The sequence below is a fragment of the Zobellella aerophila genome (assembly GCF_039539325.1).
GTDB classification, from domain to species: domain Bacteria; phylum Pseudomonadota; class Gammaproteobacteria; order Enterobacterales; family Aeromonadaceae; genus Oceanimonas; species Oceanimonas aerophila.
Genome location: NZ_BAABCX010000002.1, coordinates 649131 through 666665, shown reverse-complemented (window position 1 = coordinate 666665; position 17535 = coordinate 649131). Strand labels below are relative to the sequence as shown.

The following is a 17535-nucleotide window of genomic DNA, read 5'->3' as shown; positions in this document are numbered from 1 at the left end:
GGCTCCGGGCAGCCCGAGTCGGGGTGATGAATACTAGTGGCCCTGGATGCCGCCTTCGTTATTCATAGCCGCCCCTACCGGGAGACCAGCCAGCTGGTCGAGGTGTTCACCCGGGAGCAGGGGCGTCAGAGCCTGGTGGCCCGTGGCAGCCGTCAGCCCCGCTCGCCCCTGAAAGGGCTGTTGCAGCCCTTTGTGCCCCTGCGGCTGACCTTCGCCGGCAAGGGCGAACTGAAAAATCTGCATACGGCCGAGGCATCGGCCCCGGCCATTCAGCTGAAGGGTGAGGCGCTGTACAGCGGCCTCTACCTGAATGAGCTGCTATTTTACCTGCTGGAAGCGCACACCCCCTTTGGCGAGGTGTTTGATGCTTATCAGAAAACCCTGAGCAAACTGGCAAGCGGTGTCAGCATTGAACCTTGCCTGCGCCAGTTTGAGTTTTATATGCTGGATGTACTCGGTTATGGGGTGGATTTCACCCAGGATGCTGCCAGCGGCGCTGACGTCGAAAGCCAGGGGTGGTATGCCTATCAGCCCGAGTCCGGCTTTATTGCCCTGGAGCAGGCCGAGCCGGGCGCCTTTTTCGGGGCGCACCTGCTTGCCCTGGCCGAACATGACTTAATCCGGCCCGAGGTACTGGTCGCCGCCAAGCGTTTCAGCCGGCAGGCCCTGGGGCCTTATCTGGGGGGCCGGCCATTACGCAGCCGTGCCCTGTTTATCAAAGGAAAGAGAGGTAATCGCAGTGAGTGAGTTGTATCTGGGGGTCAATATCGATCATATCGCTACCTTGCGGAATGCCAGGGGCACCCATTATCCGGATCCGGTGCAGGCGGCGGCGGTGGCCGAACAGGCGGGCGCCGACGGTATTACCGTTCATCTGCGGGAAGACAGGCGGCATATCATCGATCGGGATGTGGATATCCTGAGCCAGACCATACAAACCCGGATGAATCTTGAAATGGCGGTGACCGATGAGATGCTGGATATCGCCTGCCGCATCAAGCCGGAGTTTGTCTGCCTGGTGCCGGAAAAACGGGAAGAGGTGACCACGGAAGGCGGCCTGGACGTGGCCGGTCAGCTCGACAAGATCACTGCCGCGGTGGCCCGCCTGACCGAGGCCGGGATCAAGGTGTCGTTGTTTATCGATGCGGACAAGGACCAGATCGATGCAGTGCGGGCCGCAGGCGCCCCCTATATCGAGATCCACACCGGCCGTTACGCCGATGCTCCCAGTGATGCCGAGCGTCAGGCCGAGCTGAAGCGGATTGCAGCCGGCGCCTCCTACGCCCATGATCTGGGGCTCAAGGTCAATGGCGGCCACGGTTTGCATTATCACAATGTCAAACCCATAGCCGCCATTCCCGAAATGCTGGAGCTGAATATCGGCCATGCCATCATCGCCCGGGCCGCCTTCGACGGTCTGGAAAAAGCGGTACGGGACATGAAGCGCTTGATGCAGGAAGCCCGTCTGGGGATCTAACCGCCGCGGGCAGGGACTGGTGATTGGTTAGCTGGGACTGGAGCAACACAATGCCAGTCCCTAGTCCCTAGTCCCTAGTCCCTAGTCCCTAGTCCCTAGTCCCTAGTCCCTAGTCCCTAGTCCCTAGTCCCTAGTCCCCGTCACAGGTAGCGTTCCGCTTCTTCCCTAATCTGCTGGATCCGCTCTTCCAGTTCCAGCAGCTCCGGCTCCAGGTTGTCCAGCGGCTGTTTGTCGAGCATGGCCTGCTCCAGCTGGCTGGCCAGGCCCAGCAGTTCGGGGACGCCGCAGTAGGCGGCCCCGCCATGGAGCTTATGCAGAGCCGGATACAGGCCGGCGGTGTCCAGATCACCGGCCAGGGCGGCATTGAGCCGGGGGGAGAACTCATCGAAACTGGCCAACAGCAGGGTCAGCATCTCCCGGGCCAAGTCTTCTTTCCCACCGGCCTGGCGCACGGCCAGGGGCCAGTCTATCTGCCCCTTGCTGCCATGGCCGCGTGCATAGCGCTCGATAATCCGGGCCAGTATCGCCTCGTCGATGGGCTTGGCCAGGTATTCATCCATGCCCTGTTCCATCAGCCGCTCCCGCTCCCCCTGGATGGCGTGGGCGGTGACCGCCACTATCGGTGTGCTGCGGTTAGGCCCCCTGGCCCGAATTTCCCGGGTGGCCTGGATGCCGTCCATCAGCGGCATCTGAATATCCATGAAAATAATATCGTAGTCGTTGACCGTCGCCAGGTTGAGCGCCTCCTTGCCGTTGATGCAGGCATCGACCTGGGTCACCTGTTCCGACAGCATGGCACTGATCAGCTTGAGGTTGGCCGGGTTATCGTCCACCGCCAGCACTTTGAGTTCCTGCTTGTGGGTGGGGGGGGCCAGGGTGATCTGCAGCAATTCCTCCGTCGGCGCCATGTCTTGATCGATCAGGGCGTGGGCCAGTTTCTGGTAATGCACCGGCTTGCTCAGGCAGAGGCTGGCGCCAGCCTTGAACAGCACATCCGTCAGGGTAGGGTCGGTCGAGCTGAGCAACACCAGTACCTTGTCACAGCCGGCTTTGGCCCTGTGTATGGCCTGCTCCATCTGGCTGGGCAGGTGGCTGGGACCAAAGCCCAGGATCACCGTATCTATCGGTATCTCGGCATTCGGCTCATGCACGACCTGCAGGCCCCATTCCTGCAGCAAGGCCTGGGTAGTCCGTCGGCTGAAGTTGTCTTCCTCCAGATACAATACCGTCTGGCCGGCAAGGCCGGCCAGGGGCAAGGGCTCAGCCAGGGGCAGGGCGGCCCGATCGAATTCGAGGGTAAAACTGAACACCGAGCCGACACCCAGCTCCGAATAAAGCTCGATATCCCCGCCCATCTGGTGTACCAGCTTCTGGGTGATCACCAGCCCCAGGCCGGTGCCGCCATAGCGGCGGGAAATGCTGGAGTCCGCCTGGTTGAAGGCCTGGAACAACTGGCGGCGCTGGCTGTCCGAGATGCCGATGCCGGTGTCCTGCACATAAAAACACAGGGCCGTGCGTTCGGGCCGGCTGGCGGGACGGGCATCGACCCGCACATCGACGTTGCCCTGCTCGGTAAATTTGATGGCATTGCCCACCAGGTTGGTGAGTACCTGCTGCACCCGCAGCGGGTCGCCAGTCAGGCTGTCGGTGACCGCGGCATCGACCCGTAGCGACAGCTCCAGCCCCTTGTCGTGGGCGCTGGGGGCCAGCAGCGTCATCACTTCCTGCAGGGTATCCCGCAGCGAGAAAGGGATCTGCTCCATCTTCAGCTTGCCCGCTTCGAGCTTGGAAAAGTCGAGGATGTCGTTGATGATGCCAAGCAGGTTCTGTGCCGACTTTTCGATGGTTTTCAGGTAATCCAGCTGATTCGGGCTGAGTCGGGTCTTCTGCAACTGGCGGGCGAAGCCGATCACCCCGTTGAGTGGGGTCCTCAGTTCGTGGGACATGTTGGCGAGAAATTCGGTCTTGACCCGGGCCGCCTCCTGGGCCCGTTTCTTGGCCATGTCCAGCTCGATATTCTGGATTTCGATCTGCTCCAGGGTTTCCCGTAGATCCGAGGTGGCCTGATCGATGTTCTGCTGCATCTCCTCATGGTACTCCGACAGGGATTTGGCCATGGCGTTGATGCCGTTCTTGAGCACTTCCAGCTCGCCGGTAAACTCGCCATGGACCCGGGTATCCAGTCGGCCCTCGCGGATTTTATAGACGGCGCTGACCATGTCGGTGATCGGCTGGGACACCCCCTTGATCAGCCGGAAGCCGAACAGGGTGCTGGCACAGATGCCGAGCAGCACGATCAGGGCGGCGACCAGGGTGTCCTTATAGTGCACCAGCATGGCCGAGTCGGTGGTCAGCTGCATGGCCACATAGCCCAGCGGGGTGGACGAGGTCTCGCTCCAGTCGGCGTCGACCCGGATATTGTCGGTCAGCACCGGGGTGCGCAGGATAATGCCGTCCTGGCCTGCCTCCACCAGGGTCAGGCGGGGCAGGGTGACCCCTTCGGGCAACCGCATCTGGTTGTAGTCCCGATGATAATTGGAGGTCACCAGCAGACGGCCTTCTTGATCAAACAGCGCGATGGACTTGATCAGTGGGCTGTTGTTGCGGTGAATATTGCTCAGCAGCCGGTTCAGGGCCTCCCGGTTACGTCCGCTCAGGGCCAGTTCGCTGGCCAGCGCCAGGGGCTCGATGACATTGATGCCTTCCTTGATCACCGCATCTTCCAGTTGCTGGTAGCGGTTAAATGAAAAATAGCCGGCCAGCAGGGTGCCGATGATCAGGGTCGGTAATATGGTAAAGGCCAGTACCCGGGCCCGCAGGCCGTATTTGGTCATAATGGGGTTCTGTGGGACAATGCGCGCTTGATTAGGATAGGCGTATGATGACATAGCCGGTTCGGGGGCTCCACGTTTTATGGTTCAGTTCTTCAAGGTGCGCAAGCCCGACCCCAAGGCCCTGGGGGTCCTGGATATCGATATTCTCGAGTTAAACGGCCACGGCGTCGGTCTCGCCCGCTATCGGGGCAAACCGCTGTTCGTGCCCGGCACCCTGCCCGGCGAAAAGGTGCGGGTGCGGCTCACCGGGCAACACAGCAAATATCACAAGGGGCAACTGCTCAAGGTATTGCAGCCCTCGCCCCGGCGCACCAAGCCATTCTGCTCCTATATAGACAGTTGCGGTGGTTGCTCCCTGCAGCACCTTCCCCCGGAACTGCAGCACCAATCCAAGGAGCTGAGCCTAAACTTGCTGTTTTCCCGCCTGTTACCGGCACCCTTGCCCCTCGATGGCTGGCTGACCGGCCCGGAGCGGGGCTACCGGCGGGTTGCCCGCCTGGCGATCCGCCGCCAGGGCAAGGGGGTGGCCCTGGGCTTCCGGCGCGCCCAGTCCCATGAGCTGGTCGAGATCGATCACTGCGGTGTGCTGCACCCAGAGTTGTCCGCCTTGATCGTGCCCCTGCGTCAGTTGCTAAACCGGCTGAAGGGGAGCAGGCAGTTGGGGCATCTCGAGTTGTATCACTGCGCGCAAGGCATCGCCCTGTTGCTGCGCCACACCGACGCCTTTTCCGATCGGGATCTGGATACCCTGCTCAGTTTTGCCCAGCAGCATGCGCTGACCTTGGTTCTGCAGGACGACAAGGACAGACGCCCTTTACATGTGTCTTTCCCACCGTATTATCAGTTGGACGGTTTCAAGCTGGCGTTTACCCCCGGCGACTTTATTCAGGTCAACCCGGTGGCCAATGAGGCCATGGTGACCCAGGCCATCGATTGGCTGGCGGCCACCCCCGAACAGCGGGTGTTGGACCTGTTCTGCGGTGTGGGGAATTTCTCGTTGCCGCTGGCGGCCAGGGTCAAATCGGTAGTGGGCGTTGAAGGCGTGCAGGAGATGGTGGAGCAGGCGCGGGGCAATGCCGAGGAGCATGGCTGCCATAATGTCCGATTCTACCGGGCCGATCTGGCGAGCGATTTTACCCGTGAGCCCTGGGCGCAGGAAGGTTTCGATGCGGTGTTGCTGGATCCGGGCCGGGCAGGTGCCGAACGGGTGATGCCCTATCTGGTCGGCATGGCACCCGGGCGCCTAGTCTATGTGTCCTGCAATCCGGCCACCCTGGCCCGGGACGCGGAGGTCCTGCTGGCGGGGGGCTACCGGCTGACCCGCATGGGGTTGACCGACATGTTTCCCCATACCGCCCATTCGGAAGTGATGGCCTTGTTTGAACTAACTTAAGGGATCTTATGGTTTCAGTTCGCGATACGCATCTAAAGTCTTCGTTCAGCCTGGCTGAATGGGCGGCGAGCCTGCCGATGGAAGTGGAGGCCCGCAGCCAGCTTACGGCCCTGTATGAATATTGCCAGCGTCTGGGGGCGCCACGCGAGGTGGAGCAGCGGCTGCATGCCCAGGGCGTTGAAATGGTAGGCATACTGCTTACCCTGAGCATGGATCTGGATACCCATAAGGCGGCCCTGCTCTACCCTTTCCTGGAAATGGACTATCTCAGCCTGGAGCGGGTGGAGCAAGATTTCGGTGCCAGTATCGCCCGCCTGTTACAGGGGGTGTCCGACATGGAAGGTATCCGCTCACTGCAGCACGTGCACAGCGACAAGGGCTCCGAAGCCCAGGTCGACAAGGTGCGGCGCATGCTGCTGGCGATGGTGGAAGATGTGCGTGCCGTGGTGATCAAGTTGGCCGAGCGCATCACCTGCCTGCGCGAGGTGAAGAGCGCCGACGAAGAAACCCGGGTACTGGTGGCCAAGGAGATCGCCAATATCTATGCGCCGCTGGCCAACCGTCTGGGCATAGGCCAGCTGAAATGGGAGCTGGAAGACCTGTCCTTCCGTTATCTGCACCCGGATACCTATAAGCGCATCGCCCGGCTGCTGGATGAGAAACGCCTGGCCCGGGAAGCCTATATCACCAGCTTTGTCGCCAGCCTCAAGGCGGCGCTGGCGGAGGCGGGGGTAGAGGCGGAAGTCTATGGCCGGCCCAAGCATATCTACAGCATCTGGCGCAAGATGCAGAAAAAGCACCTGGATTTTGACGAGCTGTTCGATGTGCGCGCGGTGCGGGTGGTGACCCGGCGGCTGCAGGACTGTTATGCCGCCCTGGGAATAGTCCATACCCAATGGCGCCATATCCCCCGCGAATTCGACGACTATGTTGCCAACCCCAAGCCCAACGGCTATCAGTCCATCCATACGGTGGTGGTCGGCCCCGAGGGCAGGACGGTCGAGATCCAGATCCGCACCGATCAGATGCACCAGGATGCCGAGCTGGGGGTGGCCGCCCACTGGAAATACAAGGAAGGTGCCGGCGCGACCAAGCAGAGCGGCTTCGAGGAAAAAATCGCCTGGCTCAGGAAACTGCTGGCTTGGCAGGAGGACATGGCGGAGAGCGGCTCGCTGGTGGACGAGTTGCGCAGCCAGGTGTTCGAGGACAGGGTCTATGTCTTCACCCCCAAAGGAGAGGTGGTGGATATGCCCGCTGGCGCCACCCCGCTGGATTTCGCCTACTACATCCATAGCCAGGTCGGCCATCGTTGTATCGGCGCTAAGATAGACGGCCGTATCGTGCCTTTTACCTATCAGCTGCAGACCGGCGATCAGGTGGAGATCATCACCCAGAAGCAGCCCAACCCTAGCCGGGACTGGATGAATCCCAATCAGGGCTTCCTGCGCACCAGCCGGGCCCGTTCCAAGGTGGCCACCTGGTTTAAGAAACAGGACAGGGATAAAAACATCCTCGCCGGCCGGGAAGTGCTGGACAAGGAGCTGGATCGCCTGGGGATGACCTTCGGCCAGATCGACAAGAAAGTATTGGAACGCTTCAATATGACCAGCCTGGATGATCTGCTGGCGGGAATAGGCGGCGGCGATTTGCGCATCAACCAGCTGCTCAACTACCTGCAGGGCCGTCATAAGAAACCGACTGGCGCCGAGCAGGATCAGCAGGTACTGAAGCAGCTGGAGCAGAAGGCGCACAAGAAGCAGGAGCCCAAGAGCCATGTGGTGGTGCAGGGGGTGGGCAACCTGATGACCAGTGCCGCCCGTTGCTGCCAGCCGATCCCCGGCGATGAAATCATCGGTTTCATTACCCAGGGCAGGGGCATTTCCATCCACAGGGCCGACTGTGAACAGCTCAAGGAGCTGGCCAACCAGCATCCCGAGCGGATGGTGGACGCGGTCTGGGGGGAAAACTACTCGGGCGGCTATAACCTCACCATGAGGGTGGTCGCCAACGACAGATCCGGCCTGCTGCGTGATATCACCACCATACTGGCCAACGAAAAGATCAATGTGATGGGGGTGAACAGCCGCTCCAACCGCAAGCAGCAAACCGCCATCATCGATATGGAGCTGGAAGTCTACAACATAGAGGCCCTGAGCCGGACCCTGGCCAAGATAGGCCAACTGCCGGACATCCTGGAAGCAAAACGCCTGTAACGGAGCGCAGATGGAAAATTATAACTATTCACTCGGTGATCTGCTGGCCATCATGGCCGCGTTGCGGGATCCGGAAAGCGGCTGTCCCTGGGATCTGAAACAGCACTTTGCCAGCATAGTGCCGCATACCCTGGAAGAGGCATACGAAGTGGCCGACGCCATCGAACGGAACGATTTAGCGATCCTGCCCGGCGAGTTGGGCGATCTGCTGTTCCAGGTGGTGTTTTATTCCCGCCTGGGAGAGGAGCAGTCTCTGTTCAACTTTGGCGATGTGGTGCAGGCCATCAGCCACAAGCTGGTCGCGCGCCATCCTCATGTGTTCGGCGGCGCCGAATTTGCCGATGAAGCGGCAGTCAAGGCCAACTGGGAAACCACCAAGGCAGCCGAGCGCTTGGCCAGGGATCAGAATGCTACCAGTGTGTTGGATGATATCCCGCTGGTATTGCCGTCCCTGAGCCGGGCCAACAAGATCCAGAAACGTTGTGCCAGCGTCGGCTTCGACTGGGATTCTCTTGAACCTGTGGTTGGCAAGGTGCGCGAAGAGCTGGACGAGGTACTGGCCGAACTGACCCAACCGGCCCGGGATCATCAGCGTATCGGGGAAGAGCTGGGCGATTTACTGTTCGCCTGCGTCAACCTGGTGCGCCACCTTAAACAGGATCCGGAACAGGTGCTGCGCCGGGCCAACAACAAATTTGAACGGCGCTTTAGGGCCCTGGAGCAGGCGTTGCAGGCCGATGGCAAAGCCCATGGTGACTGTAGCCTGGCCGAGTTGGATGGCTATTGGGAGCAAGTCAAAAGTCGGGAATAATGGTAATAAAATTACAGATGGTTGGTATTGTGCGTTGTCGCCATAGGGCATCTTGCGTATACTATGACCCCGTCCCGATTTCCACAAATCCTTAAATTCGTTCCCTAGTTTCTTCAGGTTCAGCATGACGACTAAATATATTTTTGTTACTGGTGGGGTTGTCTCCTCCTTGGGTAAAGGCATTGCGGCCGGCTCCCTGGCGGCCATCCTTGAGGCTCGCGGTCTTAATGTGACCATCATGAAGCTGGATCCTTACATCAACGTGGATCCGGGGACCATGAGCCCGACCCAGCACGGTGAAGTCTTCGTGACCGATGATGGCGCTGAAACCGACCTGGATCTGGGCCACTACGAACGTTTTATCCGCACCAAGATGACTCGCCGCAACAACTTTACCACGGGTCGTATCTATGCCGATGTGCTGCGCAAGGAAAGACGGGGCGATTACCTGGGGGCCACCATCCAGGTGATCCCCCATATCACCAACGCCATCAAGGACAGGGTGATAGCCGGTGCCGAAGGACATCAGGTCGCGATAGTGGAAGTCGGCGGCACCGTAGGCGATATCGAATCCCTGCCGTTTCTCGAGGCCCTGCGTCAGCTGGCGGTGGAAGTCGGCCGGGAAAATACCCTGTTTATGCATCTGACCCTGGTGCCCTACATGGCGGCGGCCGGTGAGGTGAAGACCAAGCCGACCCAGCACTCGGTGAAAGAGCTGCTGTCGATCGGCATCCAGCCCGATATCCTGATCTGTCGCAGCGATCGGGCCATTCCTCCCAACGAGCGCGGCAAGATTGCCCTGTTCTGCAACGTCTCCGAAAAAGCGGTCATTTCCCTGAAAGATGTGGATTCCATCTACAAAATCCCGGCGCTGTTGCGCTCCCAGGGATTGGACGAGCTGGTGGTTAAGCGCTTCGCTCTGGATTGCCCGCCGTCGGACCTGTCTGAGTGGGAACAGGTGATCTATGAGGAAGCCAACCCGGTCGGCGAAGTGACCATCGGCATGGTAGGCAAATATGTCGAGCTGCCCGATGCCTACAAGTCGGTCAACGAGGCCCTCAAGCACGGTGGCCTGAAGAACCGGCTGACCGTCAACATCAAGTATATCGACTCCCAGGATCTGGAAAGCAAGGGCACCGGCCTGCTCGAAGAACTGGATGCCATCCTGGTGCCCGGCGGCTTCGGTGAGCGCGGCGTGGAAGGCAAGATCATGGCGGCCCGCTATGCCCGGGAAAACCGCGTACCTTACCTGGGTATCTGCCTGGGGATGCAGGTGGCCTTGATTGAATATGCCCGTAACGTGGCTGGCCTGGAAGGCGCCCATTCCTCCGAGTTCAACAAACAGAGCCCCTATCCGGTGGTCGGCCTGATCACCGAATGGGTGGATGAAGAGGGCAATGTGGAGGTGCGCACCGAGAGCTCGGATCTGGGCGGCACCATGCGCCTGGGGGCCCAGCTGTGTCATCTGGAGCCCGGTTCCAAGGTGCACGCCCTCTACGGCTCGGACACCATCTACGAGCGTCACCGCCACCGTTATGAGGTGAACAACCGCCTGCTGCCCAAGATCGAGGCCGCCGGCCTCAAGGTGACCGGCCGCTCCGCTGACAAGAAGCTGGTGGAGATCATCGAAAACCCGGATCATCCCTGGTTTGTGGCGGCCCAGTTCCATCCGGAATTCACCTCCACCCCCCGGGATGGTCACGGCCTGTTTGCCGGCTTCGTCAAGGCCGCGGTTCAGCACCAGCAGGGTGAACTCAAGTAATCGAATTCTGCGGCTGAGCCTCTGGCTTGGCCGTTTTTTTAGTACTTTTGTTTGTTCAACTATGGAAGGAAAATAACATGGCTAAGATCGTCAAAGTGATCGGTCGCGAAATTATCGACTCCCGCGGTAACCCTACCGTTGAAGCCGATGTTTACCTGGAAGGAGGCGTAATGGGCCGTGCCGCGGCACCGTCCGGCGCCTCTACCGGCTCTCGCGAAGCCCTGGAACTGAGGGATGGTGACAAGAGCCGTTTCCTGGGTAAAGGCGTGCAGACTGCCGTTGCCAACATCAACGACAGGATTGCCGCCGCCCTGGTTGGTAAAGACGCCACCGCCCAGGCCGACATCGACCGTGTCATGATCGAACTGGACGGCACCGACAACAAGGCCAACCTGGGTGCCAACGCCATCCTGGCCGTGTCCCTGGCTACCGCCAAGGCCGCCGCCGCCGCCAAGGGCCTTCCCTTGTACGCCTGGATCGCCGAGCTGAACGGCACCGCTGGTCAGTATTCCATGCCGCTGCCGATGATGAACATCATCAACGGCGGTGAGCACGCCGACAACAACGTCGACATCCAGGAGTTCATGATCCAGCCGGTGGGCGCCAAGAACATCCGTGAAGCCCTGCGCATCGGTGCCGAGGTGTTCCATAACCTGGCCAAGGTACTGAAGGCCAAGGGCCTGAGCACCGCCGTCGGCGATGAAGGTGGCTTTGCCCCCGACCTGGAGTCCAACGCCGCCGCCCTGGCCGCCATCAAGGAAGCGGTCGAGCAAGCCGGTTACGTGCTGGGCAAGGACGTGACCCTGGCCATGGACTGTGCCGCCTCCGAGTTCTTCGACAAGGAGAAAGGCAACTACAACCTGAAAGGCGAAGGCAAGGTGTTTAGCTCCCAGGAATTCACCCATTACCTGGAAGACTTGACCAAGCAGTATCCGATCGTGTCCATCGAAGACGGTCTGGATGAGTCTGACTGGGACGGCTTTGCCTACCAGACCAAGGTACTGGGCGACAAGATCCAGCTGGTGGGTGACGATCTGTTCGTCACCAACACCAAGATCCTGAAAGAAGGTATCGACAAGGGCATCGCCAACAGCATCCTGATCAAGTTCAACCAGATCGGCTCGCTGACTGAAACTCTGAACGCTATCAAGATGGCCAAGGACGCCGGCTACACCGCGGTTATCTCCCACCGTTCCGGCGAGACCGAAGACGCCACCATCGCCGATCTGGCGGTGGGCACCTGTGCCGGCCAGATCAAGACCGGCTCGATGAGCCGTTCCGATCGGGTCGCCAAGTACAACCAGCTGATCCGCATCGAGGAAGAGCTGGGCGGCAAGGCCCCTTACCGCGGTCTGGTCGAGGTCAAGGGTCAGGCCTAACCCCTGAGCCGTTACATCACCCGTTAATATCAAGCCCCGCCCAGTGCGGGGTTTCTTTTGTTCGCAGCTCGAATATGGGAAACTAACGCGCAACTGAGGAGGACTCATGCGCTTGCTGACGCTGATACTGCTTGCCCTGTTAGGCGCACTGCAATACCACCTGTGGTGGGGGAAAAACGGTTTGGCCGAATATAATGAAACCCGGGAGAATGTGGCCCGGCAAATGGGAAGCAACGAGCAGCTCAGGATACGTAATGCCTTGTTATACCGGGAAATAGAAGACCTGAACGAAGGCCTGGCCGCAGTCGAGGAACTGGGCCGCAATGATCTCGGCATGATCAAGGAAGGCGAAACCTTCTACCGGTTCCTGCCTTCAGACCCGACGCAGGGCAGACCACTGCCATGAGATCCAGACAGACCTTTACCGCGGTGGTGCCTGCCGCCGGGGTGGGGCGGCGCATGGCCGCCCCCTTGCCCAAACAGTATCTGGCGCTGGCGGGGAAAACCGTGCTCGAGCATACCCTGAGCCGGTTGCTTGCCCATCGGGCGATCGAGCGCATCATAGTGGCGATAGGTCCGGAGGACGACACCTTCTCCAGGCTGCCGTTGGCCGCGGATCCCCGGATCAGCTGGGTGCATGGCGGTGCCGAGCGGGCCGATTCGGTGCTCAATGCCCTGCAGCGGGTATCCAGCGATTTTGTGCTGGTTCATGACGCGGCCCGCCCCTGTCTGGCCCAGGCAGATCTGGACGCCTTGCTGGCAAGCGGCACCCAGGCAGACGGTGCCATTCTGGCCAGTCGGGTACGGGACACCATGAAGCGCGGCGATGGCTGGGGCAGCATTGCTCATACCGTGTCCCGGGACGATCTCTGGCATGCGTTGACGCCCCAGTGCTTTCCCACGGTTCCTCTGCGGCAGGCCCTGGTGCAGGCGCTGAACACCGGGGTAGAGATCACCGACGAGGCTTCGGCCATGGAGCTGGCGGGTTTCCGTCCGCGGCTGGTGGAAGGCCGGGCCGACAACATCAAGATCACCCGGCCGGAAGATCTGGCGTTGGCCGCCTTCTTCCTGCAGCAAATTCTAGAGAGCGAAACATGATGCGTATTGGTCACGGCTTTGACGTGCATAAATTTGGCGGTGAAGGCCCCTGTATACTGGGCGGTGTTGCCGTGCCCCATGGGCAGGGGCTGCTGGCCCATTCGGATGGGGATGTGGTGCTGCATGCCCTCTGCGATGCCCTGCTCGGTGCCATCGGGGCCGGCGATATCGGCCGCCATTTTCCCGATACCGATGCCGCCTATGCGGGCATCGACAGTCGCGTGCTGCTGCGAGATGTCTTCAACAAGGTGAGGCTGCAGGGCTATCGGCTGGGCAATGCGGATATCAGCGTGCTGGCCCAAGCCCCCAAGCTGTCGCCTTTTATCGATGCCATGGTGGCCAATATCGCCGCTGATCTGGAGGTCGATTGTGTCCAGGTCAACGTCAAGGCCACCACCACTGAAACCCTGGGCTTTGTCGGCCGTAAAGAGGGCATAGCGGCGGAAGCCGTGGTGCTGTTGGTAAAAAATGATGAATGATTGGCAGTATTTGCATGGGGAGCCCGAGTTCAGCGGGCGCCTCAAGGTTGAGCCCGAGGACTTTGTGGTGGAGGAGGATTTGGGCTTCGAGCCCAGTGGTGAAGGCGAGCATATCCTGCTGCATATCCGCAAGCGAGGCCAGAATACCCAGTGGGTGGCCCGAGAGCTGGCCCGGCTGGCCGGTGTTGCCCAGCGGGATATCACCTGGGCCGGGTTGAAAGACCGCCATGCGGTGACCCAGCAATGGTTCGGGGTGCACCTGCCGGGCAAGGAGATGCCGGACTTTTCGCCTCTGGAAAACGACGATATCCGGATCTTGGCGATGGGGCGCCATCATAAAAAGTTGCGTGTCGGCGCATTGAAAGGCAATTTCTTTCGCCTGCGGATCCGTGAACTGGCGGGTTCCGGCGACCTGGAGGGCCGGCTGACGGCGATTGCCGAAAGAGGTGTGCCCAATTATTTCGGCGCCCAGCGCTTTGGCTTCAACGGCGGCAACCTGGAGCAAGCCAAGGCCATGTTCGGCGGCAAGCGGATAAAGGACAGGAACAAGCGTTCCCTGTATTTGTCGGCGGCACGCAGCTACCTGTTTAACCTGGCGGTCAGCCACCGCCTGTCCCGGCAATTGGCGTATCAGCTGCTGCCCGGCGATTGCGTGATGCTGGCCGGCAACCAGTCGTTTTTTACCATTGAGGATCCATACGACACCCTGCTAAGCCGGTTTGCCGAAGGGGATATCCGGCTCAGTGCCCCCCTCTGGGGCCGAGGCCGGCTGCCGGCAGCAGCGGCGGCGGCCGAGCTGGAGCTGGCGGCACTGGCTGACCATGCCGACCTGTGCGCAGGGCTGGAGGCCAACGGCCTGAAACAGGAGCGGCGCGGCCTGTTGCTGCAGCCGCAGCAGCTGTCCTGGCAGCAGGATGGTGAACAACTGGAACTGGCCTTCTGGCTGCCGGCCGGCAGCTATGCCACCAGTGTGATGCGGGAACTGATCAAGGACAGCGGACAGCATGAAGATACGGCCGAGTAATGAGCAAGGACAGTGACAAAGATGAAGATACTGGTAAGTAATGATGATGGTGTGAATGCCCGGGGCATAAGAACCCTGAGCCGGGTGTTGTCCGAATTCGCAGAGGTGGTGACGGTGGCGCCGGATCGGAACCGCAGTGGCGCCAGCCACTCCTTGACCCTCGAAGTCCCGCTGCGCGTCGACAAGATAGAGGAAACCGGTTTTTATTCGGTCAAGGGAACGCCCACCGACTGCGTGCACTGGGCCGTGAACGGCCTGCTGGATCCGGATCCGGACATGGTGGTGGCGGGCATCAACCATGGCGCTAACCTGGGTGACGATGTGCTGTATTCAGGCACGGTCGCGGCGGCCACCGAAGGCCGTCACCTGGGGTTGCCGTCCATCGCCGTATCCCTCTGCGGCGAACGTTATTTTGAAACGGCGGCCCATTATGCGGCGTTGCTGGTCCAGGGCCTGCTGCGTGCGCCCCTGTCTTCGGATCAGATCCTCAATGTCAACGTGCCGGATTTGCCACTGGCGGAGATCCGCGGTATCCGGGTGACCCGGCTGGGCAATCGCCACCGGGCCGAGGCGGTGATCAAGGAATATGATCCCAGGGGGCGGCCCATCTACTGGATTGGGCCTCCCGGCGCCAAGCAGGATGCGGGAGAAGGCACGGATTTTGACGCGGTGGAGCAGGGCTATGTTTCCATTACCCCGCTGACCGTGGACATGACGGCTTACAGCCATATGACGGTACTGGCCGACTGGTTAACCGAAGTGGAGTGAGAGAGTGCTAACGGTAGCGGGACAGCAACTCTATGCCCAACTGGCCCGTCAGGGTATCCAGGACAGGCGGGTATTACAGGCTATCGCCAGCCTGCCCAGGGAACAGTTCGTGGATGAAGCCATGGCTCACAAGGCATGGGAAAACAGCGCCTTGCCCATCGGTTATGGGCAGACCATTTCCCAGCCCTACATAGTGGCAAGGATGACGGAAGTGCTGTTGGTCAACCGACCGGAGCGGGTACTGGAAGTGGGTACCGGCTCCGGCTTTCAGACCGCGGTACTGGCTCAGTTGGCGTCCCATGTGTATACCATAGAGCGGATCAAGGGGTTGCGCTATCAGGCTCGCCGCCGCTTGCAGCGGCTGGATCTGCATAATGTGTCAGCCAGGCACGGCGATGGCTGGGAGGGCTGGCCGAGCAAGGCGCCGTTTGATGCCATACTGGTCACCGCCGCCGCCCGGGAAACGCCTCGGGCCCTGCTGACACAACTGGTCGATGGCGGACGAATGGTGATCCCCGTTGGCCAGCTGCAGCAATCCTTATGGTTGTACGAGCGCAGGGGCGATGAGTTCCTGCGCACCGAATTGGAAGCGGTCAAGTTTGTACCGCTGGTGCAAGGTGAACTTGAGTGAAGATTTTTTCTCGTTTATATCGACAGGTGATGATGTGGGCAGTGCACCGCCACGCTCCCGTCTATCTGTCTATGACCAGTTTTGCCGAATCCATCTTCTGGCCGGTGCCCGTCGATGTGATGCTGGCCCCCATGGCGCTGGCCAAACCGGAGCTGGCCTGGCGTTATGCGGGCTTGGCGACCCTGTTTTCGGTGCTGGGCGCGGTGCTGGGCTATTTGCTCGGTTATGCGCTGTGGGAGCCGCTGGTGGAACCCTTTATCAACACCATGGGCTATCAGGATAAAATGGCACTGGCCCAGCAGTGGTTCAATGATTGGGGAATTTGGGTGATCTTTATCGCCAGCTTTACACCTATCCCCTACAAGGTGTTCACCGTGACCGCCGGCTTGCTGCACATGGTCTTCCTGCCGTTTGTGTTGATCTCCCTGGTGGGGCGTGGTCTGCGCTTTTTCCTGGTCGCCGGCTTGATGGTGTGGGGTGGGGTCAGGATGGAGCGTAAGCTCATCCAGTATATCGATCTGCTGGGTTGGCTATGTATCGCCGCGGCGGTGATTGCCTACCTGGTGTTTCGCCACTGATGGGCCGGCGGAAGTCTTGCGTCAGCCGTGGGATCATGCTGTCGTTGATCCTGCTGCTGACAGCCTGTACTTCCTCCTCGCCCTCCCGACCCGCACCCGTGGTGAACCTGGGGGCTCACGCCCAGGGCCAATTTCAGGATCCTAACCGTTACATCGTCGCCAAGGGGGACACCCTCTACTCCATCGCCTGGCTGGTGGGGACGGACGTGCCCACCCTGGCCGGACATAATGGCATTAGCGCCCCCTACCGGATTCACCCGGGTCAAGTGATTCGCATGGATGTGCCCGGGATCAAGCGCCCGGTGTATCGGGTCAAGAGCGGAGATAGCCTCAGCCGCATCGCCCAGCAGCATGCCAATTCGGTCGCCGATCTGGCCACCCTCAATGGCCTGGTGCCGCCTTATCGTATCTATGTGGGGCAGCCGCTCATCCTGAATCGTGCCCGGGTTGAGGCGCCGAAAACGCCCGATGTGGGCCGGGTCGCGAGCAGACAGACGGGGGAGGCAACGGTGGTCGAGACGCCGAAGCCAGTGTCAGGCAGGGGGGTATCGGCCCCACCAAAATCCCGCACTCCGGCTGGTACGAGCGGCGCTACAAAAGCGGGCCAGGCCCTTGCGCCCTCCCCAGGAAAGGAATACGCTGGTCCTAGAGTACAAAATAACACCACTGTCAAATCCGCTATTGCCTGGCAATGGCCAACTGAGGGTTCCGTGATTTCGGGCTTTTCGCTGGCGGAGACAGGTAATAAGGGGATCGATGTTCGAGGACGACGGGGGCAGGCGGTGACGGCCGCAGCCGAAGGTAAGGTAGTTTACGCAGGAAGCGCGCTACGTGGATACGGTAATCTGATTATCATCAAGCATGATGACAATTACCTGTCGGCTTACGCTCACAATGATGTCTTGCGAGTGAAGGATAAGCAGGTTGTGAAGGCGGGGCAGCACATAGCAGATATGGGAAGCAGTGGCGCCACTGATGTGCGGTTACATTTCGAAATCCGCTATCAGGGAACATCGGTTGATCCGATGCGTTATCTGCCGAAGCGATAGACTCCGGGAGTCAGGTGGTACCCGGATTTAGGGAGAACT

The 17535-nt window shown here is 60.3% G+C and carries 16 protein-coding genes; 15 read left to right on the top strand and 1 reads right to left on the bottom strand.

The genetic code is table 11. The features are described 5' to 3' along the window. The first annotated feature begins 36 nt into the window (after positions 1–36). On the top strand, positions 37–747 hold the full coding sequence (recO, locus tag ABD806_RS10735) for a DNA repair protein RecO (protein ID WP_344957741.1): 711 nt from the start codon (positions 37–39) through the stop codon (positions 745–747). Further along, positions 740–1477: a pyridoxine 5'-phosphate synthase gene (pdxJ, locus tag ABD806_RS10730; RefSeq protein WP_344957739.1), complete on the top strand. Its 738-nt coding sequence runs from the start codon at positions 740–742 to the stop codon at positions 1475–1477. Before recO ends, pdxJ begins: the two co-directional genes overlap by 8 nt. Before the next feature lie 140 nt (positions 1478–1617). On the opposite strand, the gene barA is transcribed toward pdxJ, so the two are convergent. Further along, entirely contained in the window at positions 1618–4311 is a 2694-nt protein-coding gene (barA, locus tag ABD806_RS10725) for a two-component sensor histidine kinase BarA (RefSeq protein ID WP_344957737.1), read from the bottom strand. 79 nt (positions 4312–4390) lie between these two features. Between barA and rlmD the strand changes: the two genes are divergently transcribed. The 13 genes from rlmD (at position 4391) to ABD806_RS10660 (ending at position 17496) form a co-directional block, all read left to right on the top strand. Then, positions 4391–5704, top strand: a complete 1314-nt coding sequence (gene rlmD, locus ABD806_RS10720; protein WP_344957735.1) for a 23S rRNA (uracil(1939)-C(5))-methyltransferase RlmD — start codon at positions 4391–4393, stop codon at positions 5702–5704. Between the two features lie 8 nt (positions 5705–5712). Beyond that, a complete protein-coding gene (gene relA, locus ABD806_RS10715; RefSeq protein ID WP_344957733.1) occupies positions 5713–7917 on the top strand; it encodes a GTP diphosphokinase in 2205 nt (734 codons plus the stop codon). Between the two features lie 10 nt (positions 7918–7927). After that, positions 7928–8728 (top strand): nucleoside triphosphate pyrophosphohydrolase, encoded by an 801-nt coding sequence (mazG, locus tag ABD806_RS10710; protein WP_344957731.1) that lies wholly within the window; start codon positions 7928–7930, stop codon positions 8726–8728. Positions 8729–8852: 124 nt separating this feature from the next. Next, positions 8853–10490, top strand: coding sequence for a glutamine hydrolyzing CTP synthase (gene pyrG / locus ABD806_RS10705; RefSeq protein WP_344957729.1), 1638 nt, complete (start codon positions 8853–8855; stop codon positions 10488–10490). Positions 10491–10567: 77 nt separating this feature from the next. Next, entirely contained in the window at positions 10568–11869 is a 1302-nt protein-coding gene (gene eno, locus ABD806_RS10700) for a phosphopyruvate hydratase (RefSeq protein WP_344957727.1), read from the top strand. A 106-nt stretch (positions 11870–11975) separates the two neighbouring features. Next, a complete protein-coding gene (ftsB, locus tag ABD806_RS10695; protein WP_344957725.1) occupies positions 11976–12275 on the top strand; it encodes a cell division protein FtsB in 300 nt (99 codons plus the stop codon). Continuing rightward, positions 12272–12967 (top strand): 2-C-methyl-D-erythritol 4-phosphate cytidylyltransferase, encoded by a 696-nt coding sequence (ispD, locus tag ABD806_RS10690; protein ID WP_344957723.1) that lies wholly within the window; start codon positions 12272–12274, stop codon positions 12965–12967. The genes ftsB and ispD overlap by 4 nt, the downstream gene beginning before the upstream one ends. Then, the gene (gene ispF / locus ABD806_RS10685; protein WP_344957720.1) at positions 12964–13446 is read left to right on the top strand and encodes a 2-C-methyl-D-erythritol 2,4-cyclodiphosphate synthase; all 483 of its coding nucleotides are present in this window, start codon (positions 12964–12966) and stop codon (positions 13444–13446) included. The genes ispD and ispF overlap by 4 nt, the downstream gene beginning before the upstream one ends. Continuing rightward, complete coding sequence (truD, locus tag ABD806_RS10680) at positions 13436–14470, top strand: tRNA pseudouridine(13) synthase TruD (protein WP_344957718.1); 1035 nt, start codon at positions 13436–13438, stop codon at positions 14468–14470. Before ispF ends, truD begins: the two co-directional genes overlap by 11 nt. A gap of 21 nt (positions 14471–14491) precedes the next feature. Continuing rightward, positions 14492–15238 (top strand): 5'/3'-nucleotidase SurE, encoded by a 747-nt coding sequence (surE, locus tag ABD806_RS10675; protein ID WP_344957716.1) that lies wholly within the window; start codon positions 14492–14494, stop codon positions 15236–15238. A gap of 4 nt (positions 15239–15242) precedes the next feature. After that, on the top strand, positions 15243–15869 hold the full coding sequence (locus ABD806_RS10670; RefSeq protein WP_344957714.1) for a protein-L-isoaspartate(D-aspartate) O-methyltransferase: 627 nt from the start codon (positions 15243–15245) through the stop codon (positions 15867–15869). Continuing rightward, the gene (locus ABD806_RS10665; RefSeq protein ID WP_344957712.1) at positions 15866–16447 is read left to right on the top strand and encodes a YqaA family protein; all 582 of its coding nucleotides are present in this window, start codon (positions 15866–15868) and stop codon (positions 16445–16447) included. Before ABD806_RS10670 ends, ABD806_RS10665 begins: the two co-directional genes overlap by 4 nt. Before the next feature lie 35 nt (positions 16448–16482). Further along, positions 16483–17496 carry a peptidoglycan DD-metalloendopeptidase family protein gene (locus ABD806_RS10660; RefSeq protein WP_344957710.1) on the top strand — a complete coding sequence of 338 codons (1014 nt, stop codon included), beginning with the start codon at positions 16483–16485 and terminating at the stop codon, positions 17494–17496. The last annotated feature ends 39 nt before the right edge of the window (positions 17497–17535 follow it).

What these genes read in the sequence shown, in the direction of transcription:
- surE (WP_344957716.1), top strand. Translation starts at nt 14,492, where the DNA reads ATGAAGATACTGGTAAGTAATGATGATGGTGTGAATGCCCGGGGCATA.
- barA (WP_344957737.1), bottom strand. Translation starts at nt 4,311, where the DNA reads ATGACCAAATACGGCCTGCGGGCCCGGGTACTGGCCTTTACCATATTA.
- rlmD (WP_344957735.1), top strand. Translation starts at nt 4,391, where the DNA reads ATGGTTCAGTTCTTCAAGGTGCGCAAGCCCGACCCCAAGGCCCTGGGG.
- pyrG (WP_344957729.1), top strand. Translation starts at nt 8,853, where the DNA reads ATGACGACTAAATATATTTTTGTTACTGGTGGGGTTGTCTCCTCCTTG.
- eno (WP_344957727.1), top strand. Translation starts at nt 10,568, where the DNA reads ATGGCTAAGATCGTCAAAGTGATCGGTCGCGAAATTATCGACTCCCGC.
- ABD806_RS10660 (WP_344957710.1), top strand. Translation starts at nt 16,483, where the DNA reads ATGCTGTCGTTGATCCTGCTGCTGACAGCCTGTACTTCCTCCTCGCCC.
- ftsB (WP_344957725.1), top strand. Translation starts at nt 11,976, where the DNA reads ATGCGCTTGCTGACGCTGATACTGCTTGCCCTGTTAGGCGCACTGCAA.
- ispF (WP_344957720.1), top strand. Translation starts at nt 12,964, where the DNA reads ATGATGCGTATTGGTCACGGCTTTGACGTGCATAAATTTGGCGGTGAA.
- mazG (WP_344957731.1), top strand. Translation starts at nt 7,928, where the DNA reads ATGGAAAATTATAACTATTCACTCGGTGATCTGCTGGCCATCATGGCC.
- relA (WP_344957733.1), top strand. Translation starts at nt 5,713, where the DNA reads ATGGTTTCAGTTCGCGATACGCATCTAAAGTCTTCGTTCAGCCTGGCT.
- truD (WP_344957718.1), top strand. Translation starts at nt 13,436, where the DNA reads ATGATGAATGATTGGCAGTATTTGCATGGGGAGCCCGAGTTCAGCGGG.
- ispD (WP_344957723.1), top strand. Translation starts at nt 12,272, where the DNA reads ATGAGATCCAGACAGACCTTTACCGCGGTGGTGCCTGCCGCCGGGGTG.